The organism is Reyranella sp. GW821-FHT12G01 (assembly GCF_058806575.1).
Map to the genome: position 1 here is coordinate 455,119 of NZ_JBXAPV010000003.1, position 17,689 is coordinate 472,807.

At 67.4% G+C, this 17,689-nt stretch carries 15 protein-coding genes; 8 read left to right on the top strand and 7 right to left on the bottom strand.

Annotation, left to right across the window (positions count from 1 at the left end; genetic code table 11):
* Positions 1–47: 47 nt before the first annotated feature.
* On the bottom strand, positions 48–2,702 hold the full coding sequence (gene pepN, locus AC1RP5_RS27180) for an aminopeptidase N (protein ID WP_493115928.1): 2,655 nt from the start codon (positions 2,700–2,702) through the stop codon (positions 48–50).
* Between the two features lie 176 nt (positions 2,703–2,878).
* On the opposite strand from pepN, the gene AC1RP5_RS27185 reads away from it, so the two are divergent.
* The 6 genes from AC1RP5_RS27185 to AC1RP5_RS27210 all read left to right on the top strand — a co-directional run bounded on the left by AC1RP5_RS27185 (position 2,879) and on the right by AC1RP5_RS27210 (position 9,464).
* A complete protein-coding gene (locus tag AC1RP5_RS27185) occupies positions 2,879–3,409 on the top strand; it encodes a hypothetical protein (protein WP_493115929.1) in 531 nt (176 codons plus the stop codon).
* On the top strand, positions 3,339–4,136 hold the full coding sequence (locus AC1RP5_RS27190) for a response regulator transcription factor (protein ID WP_493115930.1): 798 nt from the start codon (positions 3,339–3,341) through the stop codon (positions 4,134–4,136). The genes AC1RP5_RS27185 and AC1RP5_RS27190 overlap by 71 nt, the downstream gene beginning before the upstream one ends.
* A gap of 187 nt (positions 4,137–4,323) precedes the next feature.
* A complete protein-coding gene (locus tag AC1RP5_RS27195; protein ID WP_493115931.1) occupies positions 4,324–5,856 on the top strand; it encodes a sensor histidine kinase in 1,533 nt (510 codons plus the stop codon).
* A 24-nt stretch (positions 5,857–5,880) separates the two neighbouring features.
* Entirely contained in the window at positions 5,881–6,717 is an 837-nt protein-coding gene (gene panB / locus AC1RP5_RS27200; RefSeq protein WP_493115932.1) for a 3-methyl-2-oxobutanoate hydroxymethyltransferase, read from the top strand.
* Between the two features lie 15 nt (positions 6,718–6,732).
* Complete coding sequence (locus tag AC1RP5_RS27205; RefSeq protein ID WP_493115933.1) at positions 6,733–8,373, top strand: GMC family oxidoreductase; 1,641 nt, start codon at positions 6,733–6,735, stop codon at positions 8,371–8,373.
* Positions 8,373–9,464 (top strand): carboxylesterase family protein, encoded by a 1,092-nt coding sequence (locus AC1RP5_RS27210; RefSeq protein ID WP_493115934.1) that lies wholly within the window; start codon positions 8,373–8,375, stop codon positions 9,462–9,464. The genes AC1RP5_RS27205 and AC1RP5_RS27210 overlap by 1 nt, the downstream gene beginning before the upstream one ends.
* Here AC1RP5_RS27210 and clcA read toward each other — a convergent pair.
* The 4 genes from clcA to AC1RP5_RS27230 are packed head-to-tail and all read right to left on the bottom strand — an operon-like array spanning position 9,461 to position 12,647.
* On the bottom strand, positions 9,461–10,831 hold the full coding sequence (clcA, locus tag AC1RP5_RS27215) for a H(+)/Cl(-) exchange transporter ClcA (protein WP_493115935.1): 1,371 nt from the start codon (positions 10,829–10,831) through the stop codon (positions 9,461–9,463). The genes AC1RP5_RS27210 and clcA overlap by 4 nt on opposite strands.
* Positions 10,832–10,888: 57 nt before the next feature.
* Positions 10,889–11,530, bottom strand: a complete 642-nt coding sequence (gene bluB, locus AC1RP5_RS27220) for a 5,6-dimethylbenzimidazole synthase (protein WP_493115936.1) — start codon at positions 11,528–11,530, stop codon at positions 10,889–10,891.
* 54 nt (positions 11,531–11,584) lie between these two features.
* The gene (locus AC1RP5_RS27225) at positions 11,585–11,968 is read right to left on the bottom strand and encodes a cobalamin biosynthesis protein (RefSeq protein ID WP_493115937.1); all 384 of its coding nucleotides are present in this window, start codon (positions 11,966–11,968) and stop codon (positions 11,585–11,587) included.
* A gap of 49 nt (positions 11,969–12,017) precedes the next feature.
* Positions 12,018–12,647: a HupE/UreJ family protein gene (locus tag AC1RP5_RS27230; protein WP_493115938.1), complete on the bottom strand. Its 630-nt coding sequence runs from the start codon at positions 12,645–12,647 to the stop codon at positions 12,018–12,020.
* Between the two features lie 151 nt (positions 12,648–12,798).
* Here AC1RP5_RS27230 and AC1RP5_RS27235 point away from each other — a divergent pair, with 151 nt between their 5' ends.
* On the top strand, positions 12,799–14,619 hold the full coding sequence (locus tag AC1RP5_RS27235; protein WP_493115939.1) for a sulfatase family protein: 1,821 nt from the start codon (positions 12,799–12,801) through the stop codon (positions 14,617–14,619).
* 172 nt (positions 14,620–14,791) lie between these two features.
* Here the strand turns inward: AC1RP5_RS27235 and AC1RP5_RS27240 are convergent, their stop codons facing one another.
* Positions 14,792–16,276, bottom strand: coding sequence for a protein adenylyltransferase SelO (locus tag AC1RP5_RS27240; RefSeq protein WP_493115940.1), 1,485 nt, complete (start codon positions 16,274–16,276; stop codon positions 14,792–14,794).
* Between the two features lie 16 nt (positions 16,277–16,292).
* A complete protein-coding gene (locus AC1RP5_RS27245) occupies positions 16,293–16,652 on the bottom strand; it encodes a hypothetical protein (RefSeq protein ID WP_493115941.1) in 360 nt (119 codons plus the stop codon).
* A gap of 79 nt (positions 16,653–16,731) precedes the next feature.
* On the opposite strand from AC1RP5_RS27245, the gene AC1RP5_RS27250 reads away from it, so the two are divergent.
* Entirely contained in the window at positions 16,732–17,661 is a 930-nt protein-coding gene (locus AC1RP5_RS27250) for a histone deacetylase family protein (RefSeq protein ID WP_493115942.1), read from the top strand.
* The last annotated feature ends 28 nt before the right edge of the window (positions 17,662–17,689 follow it).

Sequence of the window (17,689 nt, forward strand, 5' to 3'; positions counted from 1 at the left end):
AGCAACCTTTCAGATGGCAGTCCCGGTGAAGAAATAATTCTCCGCCCTCAGGCGAGGCTCTTCGAGGCGATTTCGAAGACGTCCCGCGACAGCCCGGGCTCCGCGACAATACGCTGGAGCTCGCGCTTCATCAGCTCCTGCCGCCGCGGATCGTAGCGCCGCCAGGCGCCGAGCGGACTCAGCAGGCGGGCAGCGATCTGCGGGTTGAGCTTGTCGGTGGCCAGCACCTGGTCGGCCAGGAAGCGGTAGCCGGCACCCTCGGCGGCGTGGAACTGCACGGGATTACCCGATGCGAAGGCGCCGATCAGCGAATAGACGCGATTGGGGTTCTTACGGTCGTAGGCCGGATGGTCGATGAGGCGCTTCACCCGGTCGAGCGTGCCCTCGGTCGGTGTGCGGGCCTGGATGCCGAACCACTTGTCGAGCACCAGCGGTTCGTTCTTCCAGCGCTCGTAGAACGAGGCGAGCGCCGCCTCGCCCTCGGCGCCGCCCAGCTCGGCGAGCACCGTGAGGCCTGCGACCTGCTCGGTCATGTTGCTCGCGGCCTCGAAATAGAAGACCGCCCGTCGTCGCGCCGCTTCTCTCTTGTCCGTCGCCAGGTAGGAGAGCGCCGTGCTGCGCAGGCGACGCCGGCCCACGTCCTCGGGCGTGTAGCGGTAGGGACCGCTGGCCGCGCGGTTGGAATCGTAGACGGCGCTCCATCGATCGCCGAGCTGATCCGCCAGTACGGCGCGGACGCGCTGCTGCGCGGCCCACAGTCCCTCGATGTCGATCTGGGGCATGAGCTCGCCGAGGAAGGCGAGGCCCGGCAGGGTTACGGCGTCGGCGATGAACGACCGGTCAAGCCGCTGATCGTCGAGCGTGCGGCGGATGGCGTCGACGAAATGGTCCGGCACCTCCATCGGCTTGCCCGCCTTGCGCGCCTCGACCATCTCGAGGATCAGCCGCGCGGCGAGCTGCTGGCCCGCTTCCCAACGCGCGAACGGATCGCTGTCATGGGCCATCAGGAAGGTCAGCTCGTCGTCCGAACGTACCGCCGCAAGCTTCACCGGCGCGGAAAACTCCCGCAACAACGAGGCCACGGGCTTCTCCGGGACATCCTCGAACACGAACACGTCGCGCGGCTTGCGCACGTCGAGGACGCGCGTGGTGCCGCCGGCCGATGCCTCGCCCGCCAGCCGCAGCGGCAGGTCGTTGCCAGCACCGTCGAGCAGGCCGACCGACAGCGGAATGTGCATCGGCTTCTTGTCCGGCTGACCCGGCGTCGGCCGCAGGCTCTGGTCGACCGTCATCGTGTAGCGCCGGTTGGCGGCGTCGTAGCTGCCCTCGACCTTGAGGTCGGGCGTGCCGGCCTGCGCGTACCAGAGGCGGAACTGTTTCAGGTCGACGCCCGAGGCGTCTTCCATCGCGCTCGCGAAGTCGTCGCAGGTGACGGCGTGGCCGTCATGACGCTGGAAGTACAGATCCATGCCTTTGCGGAAGCGCTCCGGCCCCAGCAGCGTGTGCATCATCCGCACCACCTCGGCGCCCTTCTGATAGACGGTCGCGGTGTAGAAATTGTTGATCTCGATGTAGGAATCCGGCCGCACCGGATGCGCCATCGGCCCCGCATCCTCAGGGAACTGGCCGGCGCGCAGGCGGCGCACGTCGTCGATGCGGGAGTCGGCGGCCGATCCCATGTCGGCCGAGAACTGCTGGTCGCGGAAGACCGTCAGCCCTTCCTTCAGCGAAAGCTGGAACCAGTCGCGGCAGGTGACGCGGTTGCCGGTCCAGTTATGGAAGTATTCGTGGCCGATGACGGATTCGATCGAATGATAGTCGAGGTCGGTCGCGGTCTCGGGGTTGGCCAGCACGAGCTTCGAGTTGAAGACGTTCAGCCCCTTGTTCTCCATCGCCCCCATGTTGAAGTCGTCGATAGCGACGATCATGAACATGTCGAGATCGTATTCGAGGCCGTAGACGTCCTCGTCCCACTTCATCGACTTCTGCAGCGATTCCATGGCGTGCGCGCAGCGCCCGACATCGCCCGGCCGCACATAGATGCGCAACGTGACCTCGCGGCCCGAGCGCGTCGTAAAGCGATCTTCCAGGCATTCGAGCGGCCCCGCGACCAGCGCGAAGAGATACGACGGCTTGGGGAACGGATCTTCCCACTTGGCGAAGTGCCGGCCATCGGCGAGTGCGCCGCTGTCGACCAGGTTGCCGTTGGACAGCATGACCGGCACCAGCGCGCGATCGGCCACGATGCGCGTCGTGTAGCGCGCCATCACGTCGGGCCGGTCGAGGAAGTAGGTGATGCGGCGGAAGCCCTCGGCCTCGCACTGCGTGCAGAAGAGGTCGCGCGACTTGTAGAGGCCGGTGAGCTCGGTGTTGTCCTGCGGACGAAGCCGCGTTGCGATCTCCAAGGAGAAGGCATCGGGTACGCCGCGAACCGTCAGCGTCTCGGACGTCACCTCGTGGACCGCGGGCTTGCCGTCGAGCCGGACCGACACGAGTTCCATCTTCTTGCCGTCGAGGACCAGGTCGGCGGGCTTCGTCGCGGCCGCCGGATTGCGGCGGACGCTGAGGCGCGCGACGACGGAAGTCGTCTCCTGTCCCAGTTCGACATCGAGGTCGACGGTCTCGATCAGGAAGGGCGGCGGCGTGTAGTCCTCACGACGAATTGTCCCGGGCGTGGTGGTCATGTCCTTGCTGATATCCATGGTTTCTCCATACGACGGCCGCGCCGCTCCGCGAAATCGGACTTGCCCCGGATGACGGTTCGCCGCAATCCTGAGGGATCGAAAGCGTCGTTCCCACGGGAATCGCGCTGTCGTGGCACGGCACCGTGCCGCAAACCCGCCACACGGCCACTTTAGGCCTGTCAGCAGGCTTTTGGATGCGGATGACGATTGGATCTTTGGCGACACGGACCCTCGGCGTCGGATTGGGCGTTCTGCTCCTCTCCGGATGCGACGTGATGCGCGCCGCGCGCGACGACCTCGCGAGCCTCAGCTCGTCCAAACCGCCCCCTCCTGCCCCACCCGTGCGCAAAGCCACGCCCACCCCGCAGCCGGTCGCGGCCGCACGGCCCACGAAGCCGGCGATCGTCGCGGCCGCCGACGCCACGGCCGATCTCTCGGTCGCGTCTGCGCCGGCCACCGATGCTGCGCCACCGGCGCTGACGGGCCTTCGTGAGTCGGAGCTGCGCGCGATGCTCGGCCCACCGACAAGCGAGGAGGACCATCCTCCCGGCAAGCAGTGGCGCTACCGCAACGGCAAGTGCACCCTCGACATCCAGCTCTATCCGGATGTCGAGACCAAGCAGTACGGAACCCTCGCGTACAAGGTGAAGAGCGATGACGACACAGACGAAGGACGACGGCTCTGTCTGGCCCAGCTCCAATCCCGGATTGCCGCCCGACGCTGAGGTCGAGAACGGCCGGCGGGTCCGCATCGCCTTCGTGGAGGACGATGACGATTTCCGCGAGGCCGCGAGCGGTGAGCTCGGCGACTACGGCTTCGACGTCGCGGCCTTCCGTGACGGCACCGGCCTGGTCGAGTTCCTGGAGACTGCGGGCGACATCGAGATCGTCGTGCTGGACTGGAGCCTGCCGCGCGTCTCGGGCATCGACCTGCTGCCCAAGCTGCAGCGCGCCGGCATCAACCTGCCGGTGGTGTTCCTGACCGGTCACAGCGAGCCCAACTACGAGCAGCTCGCGCTCGACCGCGGCGCCATCGACTTCGTCGACAAGTCGCGCGGCGTGCCGATCCTCGCGCGTCGCCTCCGGCTGATCGCCGACCGCGCCGGCAATCCGATGACGGCGGATGGCGAGGGCAACTTCCATTGCGGCCGCCTGCTGCTGAAGCCCACGGTGAGCCGCGCCTTCTGGGACGAAGTCGACCTCAACCTCACGGTGACCGAGTTCAAGATCGTGCATGCGCTCGCCGCCAACATCGGCAGCTATGTCAGCTACCGCGCCGTCTACGACTGCATGCATTACGTCGGCTTCATCGCGGGAAGCGGCGAGAACGGCTACCGGACCAACGTCCGCTCCTGCATCAAGCGCATCCGCAACAAGTTCCGCGCCATCGACCCCGAGTTCGCCGAGATCCAGAACTACCAGTCGTTCGGCTATCGCTGGGGCAAGGACTAACGTGGGATGAAGTCAGGTTCTCCCGGCCGAAGAAATCGGAGCCTGAAAAAAAGGCCCCGTCGTCTCGACCGGAGCACCGAAGGTGCGGAGTGGAGAGACCTTCTCTCGACTAATGGTCGTCGGCTTGTAGAGAGGATGTCTCTCCACTCCGCGCTGCGCGCTCCGGTCGAGACGACGGAGTCTTTTCGTGTCGAGCCATAGATCGTCCAACGCCGGCCTTCCGGTGCTGCGCCGTCTCGCCGCCTCGCTGACGCTGAAGCTGGTGGCGCTGATCGGCCTGTTCCTGGCGCTGCCCATCGTGCTGTACGGGCAGTTCGAGAGCGCCGACAGCCAGATGCAGAGCCTGGTGACACGCGCGCTGCAGGATCGAAGCTCGCTGATCGCCGAGGCGCTGACGCCGATCCTGCGCGACACCGACCCCGCCGCGCCGATGAACCTCAATCGCGAGCTCGAGAAGTATTCGAGCAGCGGCACGGTGCTGAAGCTGATGTACCAGCCGCCCGCCGCGCGCACGGCAAGCCGGTTCTATCTGGTGGGCTCCGCGCCGCCGCTCGCCCCCGACGCCGTGTCCGCCGAGCTGGAGGAGCTGAGCCAGCGCGGCATCCTGCAGCGCCTGTCGGAGGCCTGCACCTGGAACGCCTCCGACGAGATGCGCTACAGCCGCGCCGACGGCACGGTCGAGCTGCTGACTTCGATCATCCCGATCCGCGCGCGCGGCAATTGCTGGATCCTGACGACCACGCACGTCGCCTCGGAGTTCCTCGACACCTCGATCGGCCGTCCCTACTGGCAGACGCGCGAGGTCCGCATCGCCGCCGCGATCTATCTCGGCGGCGCAGTGCTGGCCGTGCTGGTGGCGCTGGGCATGCGGCTCAGCCTCCGGCGCTTCCGCAACGTCGCCGACGAGATCGCGCTCGGCCGCGCCGTCGACGCGACCTTCGTCCAGCGCAACACCGTGCCCGAACTGTCGGGCATCGCGCGCGACTTCGACCGGCTGGTCCACGAGCTGCGACGCGTGTCGCGCGAGATCCGCCAGTCGGCGGAAGACAATGCCCATTCCTTCAAGACGCCGCTCGCCGCCGTGCAATCGGCGCTGCGGCCGGTGCATCGCGCCGTGCCGGAGGAGGACCAGCGCGCGCGCCGGGCGCTGGAGATCATCGACTCCTCGCTCGCCCGCCTGCTCGGGCTGGTGAACGCGGCGCAGCGCCACGACATGGGCACCGCCGACCTGATCGATGCGCCGCGCATGCCGACCGACCTCGCGCCGCTGGTCGAGGATGCGGCGCGGCACTTCCGCGAGATTCTCGCGGCGCGCGAGATCGGCCTCACCGTGAAGCTCGATCGCGGCGCCATCGTGCGCACCGCGTCGGGCATGATGGAGATCGTCCTGCAGAACGTGCTGGAGAACGCGATCAGCTTTTCTCCCGCCGGTACGCGGATCACCGTTTCGCTGCGCGTTTCCGCCGAAACCGTCGAGTTGGCGATCGAGGACGAGGGGCCCGGAATCGACGCCGACAGGATCGAAAGCGTCTTCCAACGCTACTTCTCTTTGCGCCCCGAGGATGGCATAGGCAGCGACCGTGCCGTCGAGCATTCGGGCCTCGGCCTCTGGATCGTTCGGCGCAACGTCGAGGCATTGGGCGGCCAGGTGATCGCCGCCAATCGCCCCGGCGGCGGTCTGTCGATCCGGATGTTGTTGCCTCGCGCCGTCATCCACTAGTTGCCGTCGAAAGGTCTGGGAACCATGAGCGCCGTCACCTCAGCCAAGAGAATCAGCACGCCCCAAATTCGCGCCCGCAAGGGCGGCGAGCCCATCGTGTGCCTGACCGCCTACACCACGCAGATGGCGCGCTGGCTCGACCCGCATGTCGACTTCCTGCTGGTCGGCGATTCGCTCGGCATGGTGGTGTACGGCTTCGACAGCACCGTGCCCGTGACGCTCGACATGATGATCGCCCACGGCGGGGCGGTGACGCGCGGTTCGTCGCGCGCCTGCGTGATCGTCGATCTCCCCTTCGGCAGCTACCAGGCCAGCCCCGAGCAGGCCTTCCACAGCGCCGCGCGCGTCATGGCCGAGACCGGCGCCAGCGGCGTGAAGCTGGAGGGCGGCGAGGTCATGGCTGAGACGGTGCGCTTTCTCACCCAGCGCGGCATCCCGGTCTGCGGTCATGTCGGGCTGATGCCGCAGGCGGTGAACGTGGCCGGCGGCTTCAAGGCGACCGGCCGCTCCGAGGAAGAAGCAAGGCAGGTGACGCGCGATGCCGAGGCGATCGCCGCCGCCGGCGCCTTCGCGATCGTGCTGGAGGGAACGCTGGAGCCGGTGGCCGCCGCGATCACCAAGTCGATCGCCATCCCGACCATCGGCATCGGCGCCTCGCCCGCCTGCGACGGCCAGGTCCTGGTCTCCGAGGACGTGTTCGGCCTGTTCAGCGATTTCACCCCGCGGTTCGTGAAGCGCTATGCCGATCTCAGCGGCAAGATCTCCGAAGCCGCCGCCGCCTACTCGGCCGACGTGAAAGCCCGTCGTTTTCCCGCGATGGAGCATTGCTTCCTGCCCAAATCCGGTGGTCAATCCCGGTAGGGAGGAATCAACCGGATGGAGAGTTTCGACTACGTGATCGTGGGCGCCGGATCGGCGGGCAGCGTGCTTGCCAGCCGGTTGAGCGAGGATCCCAACGTCACGGTCTGCGTGCTCGAAGCGGGGCCGAGCGACTGGCACCCCTTCATCCATATCCCGGCCGGCTTCATGTACACGCTGGTCGATCCCAAGGTGAACTGGCTCTACAAGTCCGAGCCCAGCGAATGGACCGGCGGCCGTGCGATCGCCGCCCCGCGCGGCAAGACGCTGGGCGGCTCCAGCTCGATCAACGGCCACATCTACAATCGCGGCCAGCGTCTCGACTTCGACGGCTGGGCGCAGCGCGGCAATCGCGGCTGGGGCTATTCCGACGTGCTCCCCTATTTCCGCCGCAGCGAGCATCGCATGGCGGGCGACGCCGATCCGACCTTCCGCGGCAGCGAAGGCAACCTGCCGATCACCGACCTCGAATGGCGCGATCCCCTGTGCGAGGCCTTCATCGAGGGCGCCGTCGAACAGGGCATCCCGCGCAACCCCGACTACAACGGCACGATGCAGGCGGGTGTGAGCTACGTTCAGCGCATCATCAAGAACGGCCGCCGGGTCAGCGCCGCGCGCGGCTATCTCCATCCCGCGATGTCGCGCCCCAACCTCGCGGTGCGCACGCACGCGCAGGCGACCTCGATCGTACTGGAAGGCAAGCGCGCGGTCGGCGTGCGCTACCGCAAGGGCGGCCGCAACGGCACGCCGATGGAAGTGCGCGCCCGGAAGGAAGTGATCCTGAGCGGCGGCACGATCAACTCGCCGCAGCTCCTGCAGATCTCGGGCATCGGCCCGGCGCCGCTGCTGAAGTCGCTCGGCATCGAGGTGAAGCACGAACTGGCCGGCGTCGGCGAGAACCTGCGCGACCATTACGCGCCGCGCTTCGTCGCGAGGGTGAAGAACGCCACCAGCATCAACGAGCGCTCCAAGGGACTGCGCCTGGCCGGCGAGATCCTGAAATACGTCACGACGCGCAAGGGCCTACTGACGCTCAATCCGACGCTGATCTACGTCTTCTGGAAGTCCGACGAGAGCATCGAGAATTACGACCTGCAGCTCACCTTCACCCCGGCGAGCTACAAGGAAGGCGTGCAATCTACGCTCGACGACTTCCCCGGCATGACCATCGCCTCGTGGCAGCAGCGCCCCGATTCGATCGGCTATGTCCGCGTCCGCTCGGCCGATCCGTTCGAGCATCCCATCATCCAGCCGAATTACCTTGGCGCGGAAAGCGACCGTCGCGTGCTGCTGGCCGGCATGAAGCTGGCACGCCGCCTGATCGGCTCCAAGGCGCTCAGCAAATACTACGACCGCGAGGAATTCCCCGGCTCGGAGAAGCAGTCGGACGCCGAGCTGATGCAGGCGGCCAAGGAGCGCGGCACCACGACCTTCCATCTGATGGGCTCTTGCCGCATGGCGCCCGACAACGATCCGACCGCCGTCGTCGACGACCAGCTGCGGGTGCGCGGCCTGGAAGGCCTGCGCGTGGTCGACGCCTCGATCATGCCGACCATGCCGTCCGCCAACCTCAACGCCTCGGTGCTGATGATCGCCGAAAAGGCGGCCGACATGATCCGCGGCAAGCCGGCGCTCGAAGCCACGGTGTTGAAGGACTGATGGCCGAAGAGGCCGCCATCGACGCCCTCTCCGCGCTGGTGCCGGCCACCCTACGCGCGCTGCACGCCATCGAGTTCGCGGCGCGGCACCTCTCGCCGCAGACACTGCCGCAGGTGCTCGAAGCGCTGGCCGGCCGCAACGACGATCTCAGCCCGGCGCTGGACGCCTCGCGCGCGCTCGACTGGCCGGGACGGCTGGCCCCGGTGCGCGATCATCTGGAGCGGGCGGCGGTGTTCGCCGGCGAGGCGATCGCGGGCCTGCTCGCCGCACCCGAGGCGCCGCAGCCGATCGTCGCCGCCTATCGCGCATTGCGCGGTTATCCGCGCGCCTGCGAATCGCTCTATCCGCTGTCGCCGTATCTGAAACCCATCAGCAACTTCTTCCTCGAACAGGACGCGCGCGGCGACGCCGAGCTACAGGCGCGCCTCGCGGCCGCCGATCCGACGCGCGAGGGTGTGGGCTTCATGCACATCGCCGGGCCCTCGGGCACACGCGGCGCCTTCTCGCTCTACGTGCCCGAATATTACGACCCCGCGAAAAGCTGGCCGCTGGTCGTGGCGCTGCATGGCGGTAGCGGCAATGGCGGCGCCTTCCTGTGGAGCTGGGTGCGCGAGGCACGCACGCGCGGTTTCATCGTGATGGCGCCCACGGCCTCTGGCGCCACCTGGTCGCTGATGGAGCCGGAGATTGACGGGCCACGCATCCACCGCATGGCATCGGATGTCGCCAACGACTGGAACATCGACGACGAGCGCCAGCTCCTGACCGGCATGAGCGACGGCGGCACCTTCACCTATGTGATCGGCCTGCGCGGCGATTGCGGCTTCACCCATCTCGCGCCAATCGCCGCCAGCTTCCATCCCATGCTGATGACCTTCGCCGACGCCGCTCGCGTGCGCGATCTGCCGGTCCACATCATCCACGGCACGCAGGACTGGATGTTTCCGCCGGAGATGGCGCAAGGCGCGCAACGCGCCCTCGAACAGGCTGGCGCCAATGTCGTCTACCGCGAGATCGCCGACCTCTCGCACACCTATCCGCGCGACGAGAATGCGCGGATCCTCGACTGGTTCCTGCCCTCTCCGCGTTAGGAGCGGCGATCCTCGTCCACGCCGACCGGGGAGAGCACGCCGGTCGTGACCGGCGGCGGCGCCACCTTGCCGGCGAGCCGCAAGGTGCGCTCCAGCAGCAGTTCGTAGATCGGCCGGCCGCCCAGCGCCTGCGAGGTGGCGTTGGCGGTCACGCAGGTCACGATCAGCGGCAGGATCAGCGCGTAGCCGTTGGTCAGCTCGGCCGCCAGTACGACGCCGACCAGCGGCGCGCGGATGGACGCCGAGAAGAGACCACCCATCGCGGCGATGGCGAAGGCGGCGCCCGCCAGCGGCGGCAGCGGCACCGCGGTCTGCAGCAGCCACGCCGCGACCAGGCCCACCGTGGTAGCGAGCGTCAGCAGCGGCGCGAAGATGCCGCCGGGAACGCCCACCGGATAGCTCAGCATGACGCCGACGAAGCGCAGCAGGCAGAGCAGCAGGAGCGTCGTGATCGGCAGGTTCGCGGTCACGATGCCCGGGATCAGCAGCTCGCCGCCGCCCACCGCCTGCGGCAGCACGAGCGCCAGCGCGCCGACGGCGGCGCCGACCAGCAGCGCCGGCACGAACGGCACCTTCTTGAAAGTCGCTGCCACCCAGTCGAGCAGGAAGAGCAGCGTCTTGTTGAAGACGATGCCCAGCCCGCCCAAAAACACGCCCAGCACCAGGAAGGCCGGCAGCAGCGACAACGGCATCTCGGCATTGTCGAGCTTGAGCTGGGGCGCCGTGCCGCCGACCAGTTCCATGCCGATGGCGCTGGCGGTCGAGGCGATGATGACGGCGGTGTAGGAACGCAGCGTGTAGCGGAACTGCTTGCGCGTTTCCTCGATCACGAAAAGGATCGCGGCCAGTGGCGCGTTGAAGGCAGCGGCGAGACCCGCAGCCGCGCCCGCCGCCAGCAGGCCGCGCAACTCCGCTTCGCTGAGCTTCAGGCGTTCGGAGACGGCCTGCGCGATCGACGCGCCCATGTGAATGGTCGGCCCCTCGCGGCCCGCCACGAGGCCCGACGACAGAGCGAGCACGCCACCCACGAACTTCACCGGCAGGATGCGCTTCCAGCGTACTTCGCGCAGCCCTTCCATGGCGCCTTCGATTTCCTGCACGCCGCTGCCGGCCGCTTCGGGCGCGACGAGGCGCGTGAGATAGAAAGCCAGGACGAGGGCGACGGCAGCGATCCCGGCGGCGGCGGCGATGGTGAGAGGCCCATGTCCCAGATAGGCCACCAGCCACGCCGGCCAGCGGACCAGCGTATCGACGACGAGATGGAAGCCGGCGCCCAGGACGCCGGTGGCGCCGCCACACAGCGCGGCCAAAAGGTACAAGGCGGCATCGGAGATCGATTGGCCCGCCGGTCGATCTCCTGAAGTCACGCGCCGCCTCCGATGATGAGAGGCAATAATGCCCGCCGAGACCGGAGTGTCAAAGCGTCAGCGCGTGAAGACCACGTCGGAAAGGTCGCTGCGCACTTCCCAGTGATGCCGCTCGAGCTCGGGATCGAGATGCTCCTCGGCCGGGAAACCAAGGCAGAGATAGGCCACGAGGTTCCAGCCGGCCGGCACGTCGAGCGCCTTCGTCACCTTCTTCGGGTCGAGGATCGAGACCCAGCCCATGCCGATCCCGTCGGCGCGCGCGGCCAGCCACAGGGTCTGGATCGCCGCCACCACGGAATAATGCAGCGTCTCGGGCATGGTCTGCTGACCGAGCCCGCTGCCGGTGTGCGTACCGTCGTCGGAGAAGACCGCGAGATGCACCGGCGCTTCCTTGAGGCCCGCGAGCTTCAGGTTGGCGTAGATCGCGTGCTTCTCGCCGCCATAGCCGGCCAGAGCCTGCTCGTTGGCCTGCGTAAAACTTTCGACCACGGCGCGGCGGCGCTCCGCCGACTCGACATGCACGAAGCGCCAAGGCTGGCTGAGGCCGACCGACGGCGCGTGGCTCGCGACTTCGAGAAGCGCGTCGATGCGCTCGCGCGCCACCGGATCGGTGCGGAACCGGCGCACGTCGCGCCGCCACAGGACAAGCTCGCGAAACTCGGCCCGGAAGGCCGCGTCGAAATCCGGATGCGTCGCCATCAACTCCACCAAACGATTATCCGACAGTAGCTAGCATCGCCACGAGGCGCGACGCTATCGCCCCTCGCCGATGGCGATGGCACAGGTCGCGCGTTCGGTCGCCACGCGCGTTCCCAGCAGGCGCCCGTCGCGACCCGCCACCACCAGCGCGGAGGCTTCCGCGATCGACGGCAGGCCCTTGGCTTCGAGCACCAGCTTCGACGGCGTAAGCACGCGCCCCGCGATGCGATCGAGATCGTCCGCGGTGCAGGCGACCAGTTTCACCGACAGCCGTCGCACGACCTCGGCGAAAACCGGATCGATCGCCTTCTCCGACTCGGTCGCCAGCGCGTCGAGGCGCTCGACCGGCAGGTCGAACAGGCCGAGTGCCATGCGCACGACCCGCTCGATCTCGTCGGCCGAGGTCTCGCGCCGACATCCCACACCTGCGACGATCATGGCTTCCTCAACGACGGGTCTGCCGGCGCCGTTGCGAGGGACGCCGGACTCAGCTGATCAGGCCGGCTGCTTCGATGGCGGCGACGCCACCTGCCACGACGACCAGGCAACCGGCGACCACCAGCACAGTACGCTGTGCGGGCCACTTGGTCGCCCCTAGCGTGATCGCACAGGACACGACGCCCAGCGCCGTCTGGGCGACCAGCAACCCCGCGATGTACGCGGCAATCGGAATGGCGTCGGCCCCAACGAGGACCGCGCCCAGCGAATAGCCGTGCACCAATCCCGCGATGGCGAAGACCACCGACGCGACCTTCGGGCTGAGCGGCTGACGCATCAGGATGAGGACGCCGATGACCATCGTCGTCAGCGCCACGAAAGCGCCATCTGCCGGGATATCGTAGGGGCTGAGCTGGATCGCCACACCGGCGATGGCAGCGACGCCGAAGGCCAGGACCGGAACGATGCCGCGCGCCGCGATACCCACGAGGATGCCGATGCCGATCATCGCCGCGAGATGATAGATGCTGATAACCGGCAGGCCGACGCCCTGCATGAAGCCTTCGGCGAAGGTCTTGGGCGGATCCTCCTCGATCACCGTCTGGGCAAAGGCCGCGGCCTGCTGGGTTGCCAGCAGTACGGTCGTCGCCAGGCCGAGCCATCGAGCGGAAATCGACATCACCTTCCCGGGAAGTGCTTCTTGGGCGCGCGTCTTGGGGCGCGCATCCGTCTCAGATAGGGTCGGGCGTCGCAGCCCGTCAACGCAATTCATCGCACCGCCGGTGAAAATATTGCAGACCTTTGTTGCAGCAGTCGGTTAAAGGGGCGTCGTGACCAATTCATCCCGCAGGACTTTCATCACGGGCGCTGCGGCTGTTGCCGCAACGGCGGCCGGCGCCGCCTGCGATACGCCCGCACAGGCGCAAACGCAGGCCCGCATCACCGGCGGCACGCAATCGTCCTTCCCGTCGGCCGACGCGCCGGGATCGAACGACGGCGGCTACAACATCCTCTTCATCCTGACCGACCAAGAACATTATATGGGCCCGCGCTGGCCCATCCCGCTGCCCGGACATGAAAGGCTGCGCGCCACCGGCACCTACTTCGAGAATCATCAAATTGCGTCCGACATGTGCTCGGCCTCGCGGGCGGTGATCTATACCGGCCTGCACACGCCGCATAACGGCATCTTCGACAATGCCGGCGTGCCCTACATGAAGAGCCTGGATCCCAGGCTGCCGACCATCGGCAAGATCCTGCGCAAGCTCGGCTACTACACCGCCTACAAGGGCAAGTGGCACCTGAACGGCGCGATGGCGATGGAGAACCGCGCCGGCGACATCAAGGCGCTGTTCGAGACCATGATGGATCGCGACTACGGCTTCTACGACTACACCGGCGAAGGCGATTTCATCGAAGGAGCCCAAGGCGGCTACCAGTACGACCAGATCACCGCGGCGCAGGGCATCCAGTGGCTGAAGGCCAAGGGCCGGCCGATGACTGACAGGAATCAGCCCTGGTTTCTCGCGGTCAATCTCGTGAACCCGCACGACGTGATGTGGGTGAACACCGACAAGCCCGGCCAGCCTCCGGAACAGGCGGTCAAGGCCAAGCTCAACATCGCCTACCCGCCGAACGATTCGTTCTACCGGCAGGAATGGAACGACATCCCGCTGCAGAAGACCTGGCAGCAGTCGCTCGACACGCCCGACCGCGTGCCGGCGCATCGCATCTACAAGGGCGCCAATGCCGTCCTGACGGGACTGATCCCGCAGGAGGAATGGCGCATGCGACTGCGCCAGAACTACTACTTCAATGCCATCCGCGATGTCGATCGGCAGGTCGTGCAGGTGCTGGAGCAGCTCGACCAGCTTGGCCTCACCGACAAGACCATCGTGATCTTCACGTCGGATCATGGCGATCTGCTCGCAAGTCATGGCGGCCTGCAGGGCAAGGGCACGACGGCCTACCGCCAGCAGAACCACGTGCCGATGCTGGTCGTGCATCCCGAGATCAAGGGCGGTCAGCGCTGCCTCGAGACGACGTCGCATCTCGACTTCGTGCCGACCATCGTGGCCCTCACCGGCAAGCCGACGGCGCCGGTCGCCGACACGATGGCGCAGATGAAGGGGCAGGATTTCTCGCCGCTGCTACGCGAGCCTGCCGATCCGGCCTTCACGCAGCGCCGCGGCGGCGTGCTGTTCTGCTACAGCCAGCTCATGGTCCACGACGAAACGTTCACGCGGACGCTCTACGATACGCTGTTGGACAAATCGATCGCGCGCTCGGACCTGTTCAAGAAGATCGAATCGTTCCCGATCGACTGGAAGCTGCGCGTCTGCATCCGCTCCATCGTCGACGAACGCTACAAGTTCAGCCGCTACTTCTCGTTCCGCGGCTTCAACACGCCGACGACCTTGGAAGAGCTCAAGGCCAACAACGACCTCGAACTCTACGACCTCGTGAACGATCCCGACGAGGTCGTGAACCTGGCCCACGATTTCGAGCGCAACCGCGACCTGATCGCGATCATGAACGCCAAGCTGAACACGCTGATCGAACGCGAGATCGGCGTCGACGATGGAAGGTTCATGAAGCTCGACGAATGGATCGACTGGAAGGACGCGGGGCCCTCGGCGATCAATATTTGAGATAGTACGAACCCGTCGTCTCGACCGGAGCGGAGCGCAGCGAGGCGGAGTGGAGAGACCTTCTCTCCACCATTTGCCGGCTTTTAGTCGATAAAAGGTCTCTCCACTCCGCGCTTCGCGCTCCGGTCGAGACGACGGAGGCTCTGAGAGTCGACCTCAATTCGTCTTCTCTCTACGTCCCACAGAAGGTCTTGTAGGTCCCCTGGTCCGGAGCCGGCTCGGCATAGGCCTCGAAGCCCGGCCGCTCCTCGTAGGGATTCGCCAACACCGCGAGCAGTTCCTCGAACGGCGCGTAGTCCTCGCGCTCGGCGGCGGCCGCAAGCACCAGCTCGACGCGATGGTTGCGCGGAATGTAGATCGGGTTGACCGCGTGCATCGCCGCGCGGCGGGCAGCGCCGTCCTGCGGCTCGCGCGACAGACGTTCGCGCCAGCGCGGCAGCCAGGCGTCGAACGCTTCGGGCTTGGCCTCGAACAAACGGCGGACCTCGCCTTCGCGCGCCGGATCGGCGGCGGCATCGCCCAGGCGGCGGAAAGTCAGGGTGAAGTCGGCCTGGGCGTCGGTCATCGCGTTGAGCAGGTCCTGCGCCAGCGCCGGATCGCCCTCTTCCTCGGTGAACAGGCCGAGCTTGCGGCGCAGCCCGCCGATCAGCGCGTCGACATAGCGCGCGCGATAGGTGCCCAGCGCCTCGTTGGCGATGGCGAGCGCCTTGTCGCTGTCCTCGTCGAGCAGCGGCAGCAGCGTCTCGCCGAAACGCGCCAGGTTCCAGTGCGCGATGCTCGGCTGGTGGGCGTAGGCATAGCGCCCGCCCTGATCGATCGAGCTGAACACCGTCTCGGGATTGTAGGCGTCCATGAAGGCGCAGGGGCCGTAGTCGATGGTCTCGCCGGCGACCGAGCAATTGTCGGTGTTCATCACGCCATGGATGAAGCCGACCAGCAGCCACTTCGCGACCAGCGCCGCCTGTCGTCCGATCACGGCCTCGAACAGCGCGCGATAAGGTGCTGCGGTGTCACGCGCCTCGGGATAGTGCCGCGCGATCACATGGTCGGCGAGCAGGCGCAACGCCTCGGTGTCGCTGCGTGCGGCGAAGAACTGGAAAGTGCCGACCCGGATGTGGCTCGACGCGACCCTTGTCAGCACCGCGCCAGGCAGTTCGCCGTCGCGCCAGATCGGCTCGCCGGTCGTGACCGCCGCCAGAGAGCGCGTCGTCGGGATGGCGAGTGCCGCCATCGCCTCGCTCACGATGTATTCGCGCAGCACCGGGCCGACCGCGGCACGGCCATCGCCGCTGCGCGAGAACGGCGTCGGGCCCGAGCCCTTGAGCTGGATGTCGCGGCGCACGCCGTCGCGATCCACGACCTCGCCCAACAGGATGGCGCGACCGTCGCCGAGCTGCGGCACGAAGTTTCCGAACTGGTGGCCGGCATAGGCCAGCGCGATCGGCTCGGAGCCCGGCGCCACCTTGTTGCCGGCCAGCATCGCCACGCCCTCGGGCGAGGCCAGTACCTCAGGCTCGAGACCGAGCTGCAGGGCGAGCGCCCGGTTCAGCTTCACCAGCTTCGGCGCCGCGACCGGCGTCGGCGGCAGCCGGGCATAGAACCGCTCCGGCAGCCTTGCGTAGCTGTTGTCGAACGGCAGGCCCGGCAGGCTGTCCATGGTCGTTCTCGCTTCCTTACTCGTCGTAGCGCGCGGTGGTGATGCCGCTCATGCGGTCGTAGTGGAGCGCGATCTTGTCCAGGGTGCAGAGGTTCAGATAGCCCCAGACGGCGGGCGGACCGCCGTCGGCGAAGGTCACCTTGAGGTCGCCCATGCACCAGTCGGGCGATCCCCGGAACGAGACCTCGCGCGCCTCGCCCGGCTTGATGATGGGGGGACGCAGGAAGTTCGGTCCCCACATGTTGAGCTGGGTCGGCGACACGGAAAGCTGGGAGATCGGATACTGCATCGAATTCTTCAGCCGGAAGGTGGTTTCCTGGGCGGAGGCCTGCCCTGCAAAGAGGACGAGGGCGGCGACGGCCAGAGAGCGCAACATGGACAAAACAACCTCACAGCGAACGACGGGTTGCGGACGACTCTGTCGCAGATCGACGAAGCGCGCTAGAGGGGGAAGCATGACGCTGCTGATCAGCCATCCGTCATTCCTCGAGCACGACACGGGCGATTACCACCCCGAGCGGCCGGACCGGCTGCGCGCGGTGACGGCGGCCCTGGCCGACGAGGAGTTCGCGGGCCTCACCCGCCTGCTGGCCCCCGAGGCCACGATCGAGCAGCTCACGCGGGTCCATCCGCAGGAATATGTCGACGCGATCCTCGGCATCCGGCCGCCGCCCGGTGAGCTCGTCCATGTCGATGGCGACACGGTGATGAGCACCGGCAGCGCCAACGCCGCCCGCCACGCCGCGGGCGCCGTGATCGCCGCGGTCGACGGCGTGCTGGGCGGCGAGGACCGCACGGCCTTCGCCGCCGTGCGACCGCCCGGCCATCACGCGACACCCGACGTGCCCGGCGGCTTCTGCCTGTTCAGCAATGCAGCGATCGGCGCGCTGCATGCCCGCGCCGCCTACGGGCTCCAGCGCATCGCCCTGATCGACTTCGACGTCCATCACGGCCAGGGCACCCAGGCCGTGGTCGAAACCGACCCGGACCTGTTCTACGCCTCGACCCACCAGTATCCGCTCTATCCCGGCACCGGCTCGCCGCGCGAGCGGGGCATCGCGGGCAATGTCGTCAACGTGCCCCTGCCGGCCGGCAGCGGCAGCGCCGAGTTCCGGGCGGCCTGGAGCGAACGCCTCCTGCCGGCCCTCGACGATTTCGCGCCCGAGCTGGTCATCGTATCGGCGGGCTTCGACGCCCATCGCCGCGATCCCTTGGCGCAGCTCGACGTCGAGACCGAGGATTTCGTCTGGCTGACCGAGGAGCTGCTGGCCATCGCCGACCGGCACGCCGGCGGCCGCCTCGTTTCCGTCCTGGAGGGCGGTTACGACCTCGCCGCTCTGGCGGAATCCGTCGCAACCCACGTGCGGACGCTGATGAGCCGCTAAAGCGACTTGCGCGCGTAACAGTCCTGAG